10 protein-coding genes are annotated in these 13,350 nt (G+C 64.9%); 2 read left to right on the top strand and 8 right to left on the bottom strand.

The annotated features are described in order from the left end of the window. Nucleotides 1–22 precede the first annotated feature (22 nt). From EPO50_RS09940 to EPO50_RS09925, 4 genes are all read right to left on the bottom strand, one after another. Nucleotides 23–382, bottom strand: coding sequence for a GFA family protein (locus EPO50_RS09940; protein ID WP_296343467.1), 360 nt, complete (start codon nt 380–382; stop codon nt 23–25). 100 nt (nt 383–482) lie between these two features. Beyond that, nucleotides 483–1,937, bottom strand: a complete 1,455-nt coding sequence (gene phnY, locus EPO50_RS09935; protein ID WP_296343466.1) for a phosphonoacetaldehyde dehydrogenase — start codon at nt 1,935–1,937, stop codon at nt 483–485. A 10-nt stretch (nt 1,938–1,947) separates the two neighbouring features. Next, a complete protein-coding gene (gene phnA, locus EPO50_RS09930) occupies nt 1,948–3,213 on the bottom strand; it encodes a phosphonoacetate hydrolase (RefSeq protein ID WP_296343465.1) in 1,266 nt (421 codons plus the stop codon). Nucleotides 3,214–3,225: 12 nt separating this feature from the next. Continuing rightward, entirely contained in the window at nt 3,226–4,377 is a 1,152-nt protein-coding gene (locus EPO50_RS09925) for a 2-aminoethylphosphonate--pyruvate transaminase (RefSeq protein WP_296343463.1), read from the bottom strand. Nucleotides 4,378–4,426: 49 nt separating this feature from the next. On the opposite strand from EPO50_RS09925, the gene EPO50_RS09920 reads away from it, so the two are divergent. Both EPO50_RS09920 and EPO50_RS09915 read left to right on the top strand, forming a co-directional pair. Then, nucleotides 4,427–5,317 carry a LysR substrate-binding domain-containing protein gene (locus tag EPO50_RS09920; protein ID WP_296343461.1) on the top strand — a complete coding sequence of 297 codons (891 nt, stop codon included), beginning with the start codon at nt 4,427–4,429 and terminating at the stop codon, nt 5,315–5,317. Between the two features lie 55 nt (nt 5,318–5,372). Continuing rightward, entirely contained in the window at nt 5,373–7,055 is a 1,683-nt protein-coding gene (locus tag EPO50_RS09915) for a Na/Pi cotransporter family protein (protein ID WP_296343460.1), read from the top strand. Here the strand turns inward: EPO50_RS09915 and EPO50_RS09910 are convergent. The 4 genes from EPO50_RS09910 to EPO50_RS09895 are packed head-to-tail and all read right to left on the bottom strand — an operon-like array spanning nt 7,022 to nt 13,347. Then, complete coding sequence (locus EPO50_RS09910) at nt 7,022–9,475, bottom strand: FAD-dependent oxidoreductase (RefSeq protein WP_296343459.1); 2,454 nt, start codon at nt 9,473–9,475, stop codon at nt 7,022–7,024. The two genes, EPO50_RS09915 and EPO50_RS09910, sit on opposite strands and share 34 nt — an antisense overlap. Beyond that, nucleotides 9,475–10,635: an iron-containing alcohol dehydrogenase gene (locus EPO50_RS09905; protein WP_296343457.1), complete on the bottom strand. Its 1,161-nt coding sequence runs from the start codon at nt 10,633–10,635 to the stop codon at nt 9,475–9,477. The genes EPO50_RS09910 and EPO50_RS09905 overlap by 1 nt, the downstream gene beginning before the upstream one ends. Then, nucleotides 10,635–11,999 carry a glutamine synthetase gene (locus EPO50_RS09900; protein ID WP_296343455.1) on the bottom strand — a complete coding sequence of 455 codons (1,365 nt, stop codon included), beginning with the start codon at nt 11,997–11,999 and terminating at the stop codon, nt 10,635–10,637. Before EPO50_RS09900 ends, EPO50_RS09905 begins: the two co-directional genes overlap by 1 nt. A 46-nt stretch (nt 12,000–12,045) precedes the next feature. Continuing rightward, on the bottom strand, nt 12,046–13,347 hold the full coding sequence (locus tag EPO50_RS09895; RefSeq protein WP_296343453.1) for a TRAP transporter large permease: 1,302 nt from the start codon (nt 13,345–13,347) through the stop codon (nt 12,046–12,048). Between the last annotated feature and the right edge of the window lie 3 nt (nt 13,348–13,350).

Below are 13,350 nucleotides of genomic sequence, written 5' to 3'. Positions count from 1 at the left end.
ATGTTTTCCCCTACTCGCAACGCTAAAGGCTTCGCCCGTCGAACGGGCGGGCCGAGAGTTTGTCCACGTCCATCCCGTCGATGCAACGGAGATTGATGGCGACCGTCGGTGTCCCGTCGGGCATCGCGCCTTCGGCAAAGGTCTCGATCCCGCAACTCCGGCAATGGCGATGATGCAGACGCTTTTTACCGAACTGGTAATCGACGAGGGCGTCCTCGCCGGACTTCAGCGTGAGCTTGCTTTTGGGGGCGAAGGCCAGCACGGCGCCGAGCCGGCTGCAGATCGAACAGTTGCACTTGATCGCCCCAGAGACGTCGAGCTCGACGTCATAGGTCACGGCGCCACAGTGGCAGCTTCCTGAATAGGATTTCGTCTCGGGCACGGCTTCCTCCTCCAGAACATTGTTCTCTATATGTTCTTTCTGGAGGAGAAAATCCAGAGGCTTCTACCAAGAGCGCGAGGCACCCCTACTTGGTCTGTCCCTAGCCCGGCCAGGGCAAGGACCAAGTCTTCACGTTGGTGAAGCTCTTCATCGCCTCCAGGACACCTTCCTTGTAGCCAAGGCCGGAGTCCTTGATGCCACCGAACGGTGACATTTCGATGCGATAGCCCGGCACTTCCCAGATATTGACGGTGCCGACCTGCAGCTCGTCGACGAAGCGGGTGATGTAGTCCAGCCGGTCTGTGCAGACGCCCGAGGAGAGGCCGTAGGCCGTGCCGTTGGAGACGCGGATGGCGTCGGCGATGTCCTTGACGCGGATGATCGGAATCGCAGGCCCGAACGTCTCCTCGCGCACCAGCTCGGCCTGTGGATCGACATGATCGACCACGGTGGGCGGGAACAGCGCGCCGCGGCGATCATTGCCATGCAGCAGCTTGGCGCCGTGCTTGGCCACCGCTTCGCTGACCCTGTTCTGGAACAGCGTGGCCGCGCGCTCGTGAATGACTGTGCCGACGTCGGTCTCCGGATCGAGCGGATCGCCGGCCTTGAGTTTCTTCGCCTTGGCCAGCACCCGCTCGACGAAGGCATCGGCCACCTTGTCCACGACCAGGATGCGCTTCACGGCCGTGCAGCGTTGGCCCGAGTTCTTGGTGGCGCCGGCGACGGCGAGTTCCGCGGCCTTGTCGAGGTCGGCATCCTCCATGACGATAAGCGGATCGTTACCGCCCAACTCCAGCACAATGCGCTTGTAGCCGGCCTTCTCGGCGATGTACTTGCCGACCCGGACCGAGCCCGTGAAGGTGACGAGATCGGCGCGCGGATCGACGATCATGGCGTCACCGATGTCGGACGGATTGCCGGTGATGACCGACAGCATTTCGGGCGGCAGGCCCGCCTCGTAAAGCGTGTCGGCGAGGAACAGCGCCGTGAGCGGCGTCAGCTCCGTCGGCTTCAGCACCACGCAATTGTTGGTCGCGAAGGCCGGCGCCAGTTTGTGCGCCACCATGTTCAGCGGATGGTTGAAGGGCGTGATCGCCGAGATGGCGTTGAGCGGCTGGCGCAAGGTGAAGATCTTGCGCGACTTGCCGTGCGGGGTGAGATCGCAGGAGAAGGTCTGGCCGTCGTCGAGCATGCAAAGCTGGCCTGCAAACGTAAAGACGTCGTAGGCGCGGCCGACCTCGTAGAGCGAGTCCTTGAGGCAGAGGCCCGACTCCAGGGTGATGAGCCGTGACAGCTCCCCCTTGCGCGCGACCAGCAGGTCGGCGGTTTTGAGCAGGATCTGCTGGCGCTGATAGCGCGTCAGCTTAGGCTTGTAGTCGTGCGCGATCTGGAAGGCCTCGGCCACCAGCTCCGGCGTGGCGCGCGGCACCGTGCCGACGAGGCGATTGTCCCAGGGGAAGCGCACTTCCAGCCTCGCGCCAGTCTCGACCTTGCGGCCTGCAATGCGCAGATGCTCGTGCCGGACATCGGCGCCGGCGCGGGTGATCGTGTCCATGGATGCTCTCTCAGGCGACGAGGTTGAGGGCGAGATCGAAGGCGTCGAAGTTGCGCCAGCGCTTTGAGGCAGCCGCGCCGTCGGCCAGTTTGCGATTGCAGATCACCGGCACGCGCTGTTCCGAAATGCCGCCATGGCTGCGCAACGGTTCGGTGAGCCCCGAAAGATCGTGGCGCGCGGCCGACGTTCCCAGCACCTTGTGCTTGGTCGAGACCACGATCAGGTCGCCGAGACGGTCTGCCGGCAACTCGAAGCGGGCAGCCGCCTCTTCCTTGGTGAGCGCGGTCTCGATACCCGGCATCGCCTTGAGCTTCGCGGCAGCTTCAGCGGCCGTCGTGCCCTGCGGCAGATAGACGACGGCGAAGGAACCCAATGCGCCGTGATGCACGACATAGGGATCGGTGATCGGCAGGATCACGCGTGCCTTGTCCTTGCCGAGCCAACCGTCGAACACGTCCTGCAGGTAGATCACGTCGGGCTGGCCATCGCTGCCGAACTTGGCGTTCATGCCGTGGTCGGCGGTGACCACGATGGTGCAGCCCATCGCGTCGAGCTTGGCCAGGTAGCCGTCCATCATGGCGTAGAAGGCATTGGCGACCGGGGTGCCGGGCGCGTGCTTGTGCTGGATGTAGTCGGTCGTCGAGAGATACATGATCTCCGGCCGATCGCGTTCCATGATCTTCACGCCCGCCGCGAACACGAACTCCGAGAGGCCGGCGCTGTAGACATCGGGCACGCCCATGCCGACCAGCTCGTTCACCTTGTCGATGCCGTTCTCGGCCAGGGTGGCCTTGTCCGACTTCTCCGAGGAGAAGGCGCAGGCCTTGCCCGCGCCCAGCTCCAGGCCCTTGCCCAGCAGACCGCGCAGCTTGTCCTTGGCCGTGACGACGGCGATGCGGCAGCCGGCGCGCTGGAAAGCCGGAAACAGCGTCTCGACGCGCAGGAACTTGGGATCGTTCATCATCACTTCCTTGCCCGTCTCGGGATCGAGGAAGTAGTTGCCGCAAATGCCGTGCACTTCCGGCGGCCGGCCGGTGACGATCGAGAGGTTGTTCGGATTGGTGAAGGACGGCACCACGCAGTCGCCCGCGAGGTTGGCGCCATTTTTGAGTACCTTGGCGAACCAGGGCGCCTGCCCCGCCTCGACGGCGCACTCGATATAGCCCGGCTCCGACCCATCGACGCAGACTATGACGACGGGCTCCTTCGGGAGACGATAGCGGCGGCCGTTGACGGCGATCTCGCCACCGGTGGTGTTCAGACTATCAGGCGCCATCTTGTTAACTCCCTACTCGGCCGCCAGTGCCGGGCCGCCGTTGGTAACGCGCATCTCGTCGAGCACTTCGCGTACGGCCGCGAGAGCGCCCTTCATGTGCTCAGGATACAGCCGGCCAATGCAGCCCATGCGGAAGGAATCCGCCACCGTGAGCTTGCCCGGATAGATCACATAGCCGCGGTCCTTCAGCCCGTCATAGAAGCGCTGGAAGACGAACTTGGGATCGGTCGGCATGTGGAAGGTGATGATGATCGGCGCCTGCAGCCGGTCGCTGAGAAGCGTGCGGAAGCCCATGGCGCGCATGCCGTCGATCAGCACCTTGGCATTGTCGCGATAACGCTTGCCGCGGCCCGCCACGCCGCCTTCGGCCGCGTGCTCCTCGATCGCCTTGCCCAGCGCCACGATGACGTGGATTGGCGGTGTGAAGCGATACTGACCGGTCTTGGCGAAACCCTCAGCCTGGTCGAACAGGTCGAGCACCAGGGTCGTCGCATTGCCCTTGCACTCGGCCAGCGCCTCCTTGCGGCAGATGACGAAGCCCAGACCAGGCACGCCTTCGAGGCACTTGTTCGACGAGGCCGCCAGCGCATCGTAAGGCACCTGGCGCGCGTCGATCTCGAGGGCCCCAAACGCCGACATGGAATCAACGAGCAGGCGGCGGCCCTGCCTGGCGACAAGCGCTCCAATTTCAACGATGGGGTTGAGAATGCCCGAGGTCGTCTCGCAATGGACTGCGAAGACGTGGGTGATCGCCTTGTCGGCCACCAGCATCGCTTCGAGCTTGGCGAGATCGGGCGGCGTATCCTCGGGCGTCTCGTAGGTCGCGACGCCGCGACCCGCGATCTCGGCGATCTTCTTGGCACGCTGGCCATAGGCGCCATTGATGACGACCAGGAGCTTGCCCGTCTTCGGTACGAACGACGTGATCATCGCCTCGACGGCGAAGGTCCCCGATCCCTGTACCGGCACGGTGACATGGGTGTCCTGCGCTCCGGCCAGTTCGACGATCTTCTCCAGCACCATCTTATTGATGGCGATGAAGCCCTGATCGCGTGAGCCCCAGTCGTGGACCATGGCCTGCTTCACACTGGCCGAGGTGGTAAGCGGACCGGGCGTCAGCAGCAGCGGATCGCCGGTTTCGGAAGAGGCTTTCGGGGTCGTCATGAGCTCAATGATCGGCTCGCTCTTTCTATCCGTCCAGTATATATTCCATATGCTACCTATCGGTTTCTTCTATATGACACCCACCCAGCTTCGCGCCTTCCATCTCGTCGCCGAGGCCGGCTCCTTCTCGGCTGCCGCCCGCGCCTCCGGCCTCAGCCAGCCCAACCTGTCGGGCCAAGTGACCGCGCTCGAAAAGGGTTATGGCGTGCGCCTGTTCGACCGAAAGAGCCGCAACGTGACGCCAACCGAGACCGGCCGCCAACTGCACGGCATCACGACGCGCCTCTTCGCCGTACAGGACGAAGCCCAGGCGTTGCTGGCCGGCGAGCAGGCGCTGGTGCGTGGGCATTTGCGCATCGCCGCGGACTCCGCCCACCACGTCGTGCCGATCATGGGCGCGCTGCGCAAACGGGCCGGCGGGCTCACCTTTGCGCTCTCCATCGATAATTCCGCCGGTGTGCTGGAGCGCCTGCTGCGCCACGAGGCCGATGTCGCGGTGATGGCCAAGAGCATCTCCGATCCGCGGCTCCATACAGTGCGCCTGCGCACGGACCGTGTGGTGCTTTTCGTACCGGCGCGCCATCCGCTCTCCCGACGTGGCCGCACGCCCCTTGCCGCTCTCGCCGGGGAGGAACTGGTCCTGCGCGAGCGCGGCTCGATTACACGCGAAGTGCTTGAACAGGCGATGGCTGCCGCCGATATCAGGCCGGCGTCCATCGTCGAGGTTCAGACACGCGAAGGCGTGCGTGAGGCCGTGGCCGCCGGCTTCGGCATCGGTGCAGTCTTCGCGAGCGAACTTGGCGAAGACCGCCGCTTTCGCCGCATCGTCATCGCCGATCGTGATCTTGCCGTGGCCGAATATGCAGTGTGCCTTCAGGAACGCCGCCGTGTCGCGCTGGTCCGGGCCTTCATGGACGAAGCGAGCAAGCTCGCCTCGTAACAAATAAGTCAAAAAACTTTAACATCGAGAGAGCGAGGCGTAGGGTTCGGCGATCATGCAAGGTGTCGACACAGTTCTGAATGTGCTGGGCAGCGTCTGCCTGCTGCTCTGGGGCGTCCGCATGGTCCGCACGGGGCTCACGCGCGCGTTCGGCGCCACTCTGCGCCGCGCGATCAGCGCCTGCGCCCGTAACCGGTTCACCGCCTTTGCCGGCGGCGTCGGCCTCACCGGCATCCTGCAGTCGAGCACGGCGACGGCGCTGCTGCTGGCCTCGTTTGCCAGCCGTGGACTCATCCCGCTGTCGATCGCACTCGCCGTCATGCTGGGCGCCAATGTCGGCACCACCCTCACCGCCCAGGTCCTGTCGTTCAACCTAGGCTGGGTGTCGCCGTTCATGATCGCCGTCGGCGTCATCGCCTTCCTGTCGAACAGCTCGGACAAGGCCCGCCATCTCGGCCGCGTCGCGATCGGTCTCGGCCTGATGTTGCTGTCACTGCATCTGCTGGAAGCGGCCGCCGCGCCGCTGCGTGCTTCGCCAGCCTTCGTCGCCGTGCTCTCGGGCCTGCAGGACGAGTATGTGCTGGCGGTCGTCTTCGCCGCCGCAGCGACCTGGTTCGTGCATTCCAGTCTGTCGTCGGTGCTGCTGGTCATGTCGTTTGCCAGCAGCGGCATCATCGAACCCAAGCTCGGCCTCGCCCTGATCATCGGCGCCAATATCGGCGGCGCGATTGCGCCCTATTTCGACCAGTCGACGACCGATGTCGACGCACGCCGCGTGCCTCTCGGCAATCTGATCACGCGTGTCGTGATCGGGGCCGGATTGCTGTGCTTCCTCGGGCCGATTCACCATTGGCTGGCATTCATCGATCCCGCCCCGGCGCGGCTGCTAGTGAATTTCCACACCGCCTTCAGCCTGGTGGCGGCCATCGTCTTCCTGCCGCTGAATGACCCGCTGGCCGCGCTCTGCCGGCGGCTGGTGCCCTCCCGGCCTCAGGCCGACGATCCCGGCCGGCCGCGCCATCTCGACCCCAACGTGCTCGACACGCCCGCCGAAGCGCTGGCCTGCGCCATGCGCGAAACACTCAATCTCGGCGACAAGGTTGCCGACATGCTGCGCCAGACCATGGACGCCCTGGAAAACAACGACGCCCGGGCGGTGAAGGCGATCGAGGCCGCCGACGACGCCGTCGATCACCTCTACGAAGCCATCAAGCTCTACCTCGTCCAGACCTCACGCAATGAACTTGGTGAGGAGGACGGCCGTCGCTACGTCGAGATCCTGACCTTCACCACGAACCTCGAGCATGTCGGCGACATCATCGACAAGAACCTGATGGAACTCGCCACCAAGAAGATCAAGAACCGCTATTCCTTCTCCGCCGAAGGCACCGCGGAGCTGCGCGCTTTCCATGCCCGGGTTCTTGAAAACCTGCGACTGGCCCTGAACGTCTTCACGACCCGCGACATCACATTGGCCCGCCGCCTGGTGGCCGAGAAGACATCCATGCGTGAAGCGGAGATGCATGCCGGCGACAGCCACTTCGCACGCTTGCGCGAAGGCCGGCCGGAATCCATCGAGACCAGCTCGATCCACATGGATGTGATCCGCGACCTGAAGCGCATCAACGGCCATCTGACGACGGTGGCCTATCCCATCCTCGAGGCGGCCGGCGAACTGGCCGAAACCCGCCTCAAACCCTCCGATCAGACTTTGATGCGAGCTCCGGCGGGGTCGTAGGGCGGCCGCAACGAGACCTTGGCTTTGAGCCGCGTGCCGGCAAGGTCGATCTCGAACCGGCCGGCCTCCAGCCACGCGGCGTCGATTGCCGAACCGTCCGTGCGCTTCACGTAGCCCAGCCCGAGCGCAGCGCCGATCGTGTGGCCATAGGCGGCCGAGGTAAGATCGCCCACCGGCGCTCCATCACGCAGAAGGGCCTCGCCACCCCAGAGCAGCGGCTCGCCATCCTCGAGCACCACCGACACCAGCCGCCGCGTCAGCGGCTTGCCTTTCGCCTCGACCAGCGCCTTCTGGCCGATGAAGCCGCCGGGCTTGTCGAGCTTCACGGCCCAGCCGAGACCCGCCTGGAACGGCGTGTCGTCCGGCGTCAGCTCGCGCCCCCAGGCGCGATAGCCCTTCTCCAGGCGCAGGCCTTCGACTGCGTAATAGCCGGCATCGCGCAGACCGAACTCGGCACCTGCCTCATGCAGGGTCTCGAACACCGTCGCGGCAAACTCGACCGGCACATAAAGTTCCCAACCCAGCTCGCCCATGTAGGTGCGACGCGCCGCCAGCACCGTGGCGTAGCCGACGCCGATCTCGCGGATCGCCGCGAAGGGGAAGCCCTCGTTGGAGAAATCGGCCCGGCTCACCTTCTGCAGGAGCGCGCGGCTCTTCGGCCCCATCACCGACAGCACCGTCCAGGCGGATGTCACATCCGTCAGCACGACATGCGCGTCGGCCGACAGGTTGCGTCCCAGCCAATCCATGTCGCGCGTCGGCTGGGCCGAGCCGGTGATGATCAGGAATTTGTCGCGCGCCAGTCGCGCCACGGTGAAGTCGCTCTCGAAAGTGCCCCGCGCGTTCAGCGCGCCCGTGTAGGCAGTGTGCCCCACCGGCAAGGCGACATCGTTGGCGCAAAGCTGTTGCAGGGCTGCCTCGGCATCGCGTCCTTGCACCAGGATCTTGCCGAACGAGGTCTCGTCGACCACCGTCACGCCCTCGCGTGTTGCGCGATGCTCGGCCGCAACCGCATCGAACCAGGCACCGCGGGCCCAGCCGTATTGCATGTCCGGCGTCTTGCCGATACCTGCGAACCAGTTGGGCCGCTCCCAGCCCATCTTGTTGCCAAACCACGCGCCACGCGCCTTCAGCCGATCGTAGAGCGGCGAACGGCGGAACGGCCGGCCACTCTCCTGCTCGCGCTGCGGCCAGGACATCTTGTAATGCAGGCCCAAGGTCTCGCTGACCCGCTCGCGCAGCCACGCATCGTTGCCATGGAAGTTCGCGAAGCGGCGGATGTCGACCGGCCACAGGTCCATCGTCGGTTCGCCGGCCACGATCCATTCGGCAAGCGCCATGCCGGCGCCGCCGGAACTCGCGATGCCCATCGAATTGAAGCCCGCCCCGACGAAGAAGCCACGGACCTGCGGCGCCTCGCCCAGGATGTAGTTGAGGTCCGGCGTAAAGCTCTCCGGCCCGTTCATGAAGGTCTTGATGCCGGTCTTCTCCAGCGCCGGGACGCGGATCAGTGCATTGTCCATCAGGATCTGGAACTGGTCCCAGTCGTCCGGCAGCATGCCGAACTCGAAATCGTCGGGAATGATATCCTTGTTCCAGGGCTTGGCTTCGGGCTCGAAGCCGCCCATCAGGAGACCGCCGACCTCTTCCTTGAAGTAGATGTAGCCGTCGGGATCGCGCATCACCGGCAGGTCGCGCGGCACGCCCTCCATCTTCTCGGTGACGATGTACATGTGCTCACAGGAATAGAGCGGCACGGTGACACCGACCTTGCGGCCGAGCTGGCGCGCCCACTGGCCCGCACAGTTGACCACGATCTCGGCCGTGATTGGCCCCTCGGTCGTCTGCACACCGGTGACGCGGCCGTCCTTCGTGTCGACGTCCGTGACCCGCACCTTCTCGAAGATGCGTACACCGCCGTTGCGCGCACCCTTGGCCAGCGCCTGGGTGATGTCGGCCGGGTTGGCCTTCCCGTCGCCCGGCAGCCACACGGCGCCGACGAGGTCGTCGGTGCGCATGATCGGGTATTTCTCCCCAGCCTGCTTGGGCGTCAGCGGCTCGCAGGTGACACCCTGGGCATTGGCCATCGCAGCGGAACGCCGCAACAGCACCATGCGCTCCTCGGTGCGCGCGACGGAGAGCGAGCCGCACTGCTTCCAGCCGGTGGCGAGCCCCGTTTCAGCTTCGAGCTTCGAGTAAAGCTCGGTGCTGTAGCGGATGAGGCGGGTCAGGTTCTGGTAGCTGCGCAACTGGCCGACGAGCCCCGCCGCATGCCAGGTCGTACCGCCGCTCAGCCGCCCCTGCTCCAGCAGTACCACGTCCTTCCACCCGAGCTTGGCGAGGTGGTAGGCCGTCGAGCAGCCCATGATGCCGCCGCCGACGATGACGACCCGAGCCTGGGTCGGAAAGGTGGCAGCCATCAGAGCCGACCCGCCACGGCAGCTTCGTACATCTTGCGCATTTCCGGAACACCCGCCTTGATCGGATTGCCGCCCGCCGTCGGATCTTCCGCGGCCATGGCAGAGAACTTGTCGAGATGCTCGACCTTCACGCCAAGCTCTGCGAGCGTGTGAGGAATGCCGATCTCGCGGCGGAGATCGAGGGTCCATTGCATGAAGCCGTCGAAGGTCGGCGTGCGCAGATTGAGCCAGCGCGCGAGCCGTACGACCTTCTCCTCGATCGCCGTGCGATTGAACTTCACCACGTAGGGCATGGCCACAGCGTTGGTGAGGCCGTGATGCGTGTCGAGCACGGCCCCCACGGGATGCGACAGCGAATGGATGGCGCCCAATCCCTTCTGGAAGGCCGTCGAACCCATCTGCGAGGCCGCCAGCATGTGGCCGCGGGCCTCGATGTCGCGACCGTCCTTCACCGCACGCGCCAGATTCTCTTTCACCAGCCGCATGCCTTCGACGGCAATGCCTTCCGCATAAGGGTGATAGCCCGGTGCGCAATAGGCCTCGAAGCAATGGATGAAGGCATCCATGCCCGTGCCGGCCGTGAGCTTGGCCGGCAGGCCGACCGTTAGTTCGGGATCGGCGATGACGATCTGCGGCATCATCTTGGGATGGAAGATCACCTTCTTGGTGTGCGTCTGCTCGTTGGTGATCACCGACGCGCGGCCGGTCTCCGAGCCGGTGCCGGCCGTCGTCGGGACGGCGATAGAGGGATAGATCCCGGCCGGATTGGCGCGTGTCCACCAATCGCCGACATCCTCGAAATCCCACAGCGGCCGTGTCTGGCCTGCCATGAAGGCAATCGCCTTGGCTGCATCGATACCCGAGCCACCGCCCCAGGCGATCACGCCGTCATGCTTGCCAGCGCGCAGCACCCGGATGCCGGCCTCGACATTGGCGGCTACGGGATTCGGCTTCACGTCGCTGAACAGCGCCACTTCGAGGCCGGCCTTGCGCAGGCCCGTCATGGCGTCACCGATCATCGGCAGCTTGGCGAGACCGGGATCGGTTACCAGGAGCGGGCGGCGCAGTCCCACGGCCTTGCAGGCGTCGGCAAGCTCGCGGATGCGGCCCGCGCCAAAGCGGATCGAGGTCGGATAGTTCCAGTTGCCGACGAGAGACATCAGATGATTTCCATATAGCGGTCGAGTTCCCATTCCGTGATGGCCTTACGGAACTCCCGCTCCTCCCACTCACGTGTTGCAGAATAATGATCCACGAAGGCGTCGCCGAACAGATCGCGCGCCGCCTTCGACGCCTTCAGTCGGCCCGCTGCCTCCATCAAGGTGCGTGGAAGCTGCGCCTTGGCCGAGTGCTTCTTCTCGTAGGAGTTGCCTTGGATCGGCTCGCCGGGATCGACCTTGTTCTCGATGCCCCACAGGCCCGCGCCCACAGCCGCTGCCAGCGCGAGATACGGGTTTGCGTCCGCCGCGGCGACGCGATATTCGACGCGCGTCGACTTGGCCGAGCCCGGAATGACGCGCAGCGAGGTCGTACGGTTCTCCACGCCCCAGCTCGACACGGTCGGCGCCCAGAAGCCCGGGATCAGGCGGCGGTAGGAGTTCACGTTGGACGCCACCATGCCCAGCAACTCGGGCATCAGCGCCGCCTGCCCTCCCACGAAATGGCGCATGGTCGGGCTCATGCGATACGGCGCCTTCTCGTCGAAGAACACCGGCTTGCCGCCCTTCCATAGCGACATGTGCACGTGGCCACCGCAGCCCGGCCAATCCTTCGACCATTTGGCCATGAAGGTGGCGAGCCAACCGCGCTTCTGCGCCAGCACCTTGGTGAAGAGCTTGAAGAGCGCAGCCTTGTCGGTCGCGGCCAGGGCATCGTCGACCCGCAGTGCCGCTTCCAGCACGCCGGCGCCGGTCTCCGTGTGCAGGCCCTCGATGCCCATGTCCATCGCCTCGCACATCGCGAGGAGGTCCTTGTACCAGTCGCTCAGCACGGAGTTGCGCAACACCGAATAGCCAAAGAAACCCGGCGAGATCGGCTTCAGGTTCCTGTAGCCCTTCTCGCGGATCGACTCGGGCGTCTCGGCGAAGACGAAGAACTCGTACTCGAAGCCCACCTTGACCTCGAAGCCGAGCTTGGCCGCTCGCGCCAGCACACGCCGCAGCACCCCTCGCGGACAGATTTCCTCGGCCCGGTCCACGAACTCGCAGAGGAACATGAGATTGCCCGGCTCGGTCGCGATCTCGCGGCACGTGTCGGGCAGGATGCGCACCATGGCGTCGGGATAGGCCGTGTGCCAACCGGTGTAAGTGACGTTGTCGTAGAGCTGATCGTTGATGTCCCAGCCCAGCACGACGTCACAAAAGCCGAAGCCGCCGTCGAGCGCCGAGTTGAACTTGTCGACGTGCAGGTACTTGCCGCGCAGAACCCCGTCGATGTCGTGGACGCCCACCTTGACGTGGGTCAGTCCGCGTTGCTTGACGATCTTCCGCGCATCGGCGGCTGTCTTGACCTGGCGCGGTTCCATTCATCCCCCGAAGACTTCCAGATTCGGGAGTTTGGCAGAGGCCGATCTACCTCGACAGGATGAAATCGACCGGCCAGGTCACGAAGCTGGGGAAGATGGTCAGCAGCGCCGTGAAGCCCATCATGATCAGGAAGAATGGGATGACCTTCCAGGCGACGTAGGTCTGCGAATCACCCGTGATGTTCTGGATGACGAACAGATTGAAAGCGACCGGCGGACTGATCTGCGCCATCTCGATGGTGAGGATCAGGAAGATGCCGAACCACAGCTTGTCGAAACCCGCCGCCAGGACGACCGGCAGCACGATCGGCAGGGTCAGCACGATCATCGAGAAGCCTTCCAGCACCGTGCCGAGCAGGATGTAGAAGAGCATCAGGAACATGATCAGCACGAAGGGCGACAGGTTCCACGAGGTGATCTCCGCCGAGACGAACTGCGGCACGCGCAGATTGGCCAGGACCGTGCCCACCACGAAGGCGCCGAGCACGATCATGCCGATCATGCAGGTGGTCTGAACCGAACCCAGCAGGGCGTCGCGCAGCCCCTGCCAGCTCAAGGAGCGCTGGAAGGCAGCCACCGCCAGAGCGCCCAGCACGCCGATGGCCGAGGCCTCGGACGGGCTGGCGATGCCGGCATACATGGTGCCGAGCACCGTCAGGATCAGGAAGGCGACGGGCCCCAGCTCGATCAGGCTGCGGAAGCGATCTGACCAGGTCCAGTTGGTGTGGTCGTCGCCCGGCACCAGCTTGGGATTGAGGAGAGCCCGCAGGCCCATATAGCCCATGAAGCAGCCGGCCAGCGCAAAGCCCGGCAGGAAACCCGCCGTGAACAACCGCAGCAGCGATTCCTCGGCAAGCACGGCATAGATGATCATCGGGATCGACGGTGGGATCAGGAAGCCGAGCGTCCCCGCTCCCGCCAGGCTGCCGACCGCCAGCCCTCTGTCGTAGCCGCGGTTCAAAAGCTCAGTGAGGGTGATGCGTCCCACCACCTGCGTCGTCGCTGCCGACGAGCCCGAGATGGCGGCAAACATCGAGCAGCCGATCACCGTCGTGTGGAACAGCCGGCCCGGCAGGAAGCTCATCCAGGGCGCGATGCCCGAGAACAGCGACTGCGACAGCCGGGTGCGGAACAGCAGCTCGCCCATCAGGATGAACAGCGGCAGCGAGACGATGTCCGACGAGGTGAGAACGTTGAACGTCCAGGCACCGATCAGCTTGTGCGTCGGCCGGTTCGTGAACATCTCCAGGAGGCCGACGCCCACCGCCAGAAGCGCGGGACCGATCCAGATGCCGAGGCAGAGGGTTGCGGTCATCAGAACCAGCAACCAGGTCAGGATGGCACTCATGCG

The organism is Reyranella sp., assembly GCF_004297405.1.
Taxonomy (GTDB): domain Bacteria; phylum Pseudomonadota; class Alphaproteobacteria; order Reyranellales; family Reyranellaceae; genus Reyranella.
This window is presented reverse-complemented; position numbering and strand designations above follow the sequence as displayed.

What these genes read in the sequence shown, in the direction of transcription:
- phnY (WP_296343466.1), bottom strand. Translation starts at nt 1,937, where the DNA reads ATGGACACGATCACCCGCGCCGGCGCCGATGTCCGGCACGAGCATCTG.
- phnA (WP_296343465.1), bottom strand. Translation starts at nt 3,213, where the DNA reads ATGGCGCCTGATAGTCTGAACACCACCGGTGGCGAGATCGCCGTCAAC.
- EPO50_RS09925 (WP_296343463.1), bottom strand. Translation starts at nt 4,377, where the DNA reads ATGACGACCCCGAAAGCCTCTTCCGAAACCGGCGATCCGCTGCTGCTG.
- EPO50_RS09920 (WP_296343461.1), top strand. Translation starts at nt 4,427, where the DNA reads ATGCTACCTATCGGTTTCTTCTATATGACACCCACCCAGCTTCGCGCC.
- EPO50_RS09915 (WP_296343460.1), top strand. Translation starts at nt 5,373, where the DNA reads ATGCAAGGTGTCGACACAGTTCTGAATGTGCTGGGCAGCGTCTGCCTG.
- EPO50_RS09910 (WP_296343459.1), bottom strand. Translation starts at nt 9,475, where the DNA reads ATGGCTGCCACCTTTCCGACCCAGGCTCGGGTCGTCATCGTCGGCGGC.
- EPO50_RS09905 (WP_296343457.1), bottom strand. Translation starts at nt 10,635, where the DNA reads ATGTCTCTCGTCGGCAACTGGAACTATCCGACCTCGATCCGCTTTGGC.
- EPO50_RS09900 (WP_296343455.1), bottom strand. Translation starts at nt 11,999, where the DNA reads ATGGAACCGCGCCAGGTCAAGACAGCCGCCGATGCGCGGAAGATCGTC.
- EPO50_RS09895 (WP_296343453.1), bottom strand. Translation starts at nt 13,347, where the DNA reads ATGAGTGCCATCCTGACCTGGTTGCTGGTTCTGATGACCGCAACCCTC.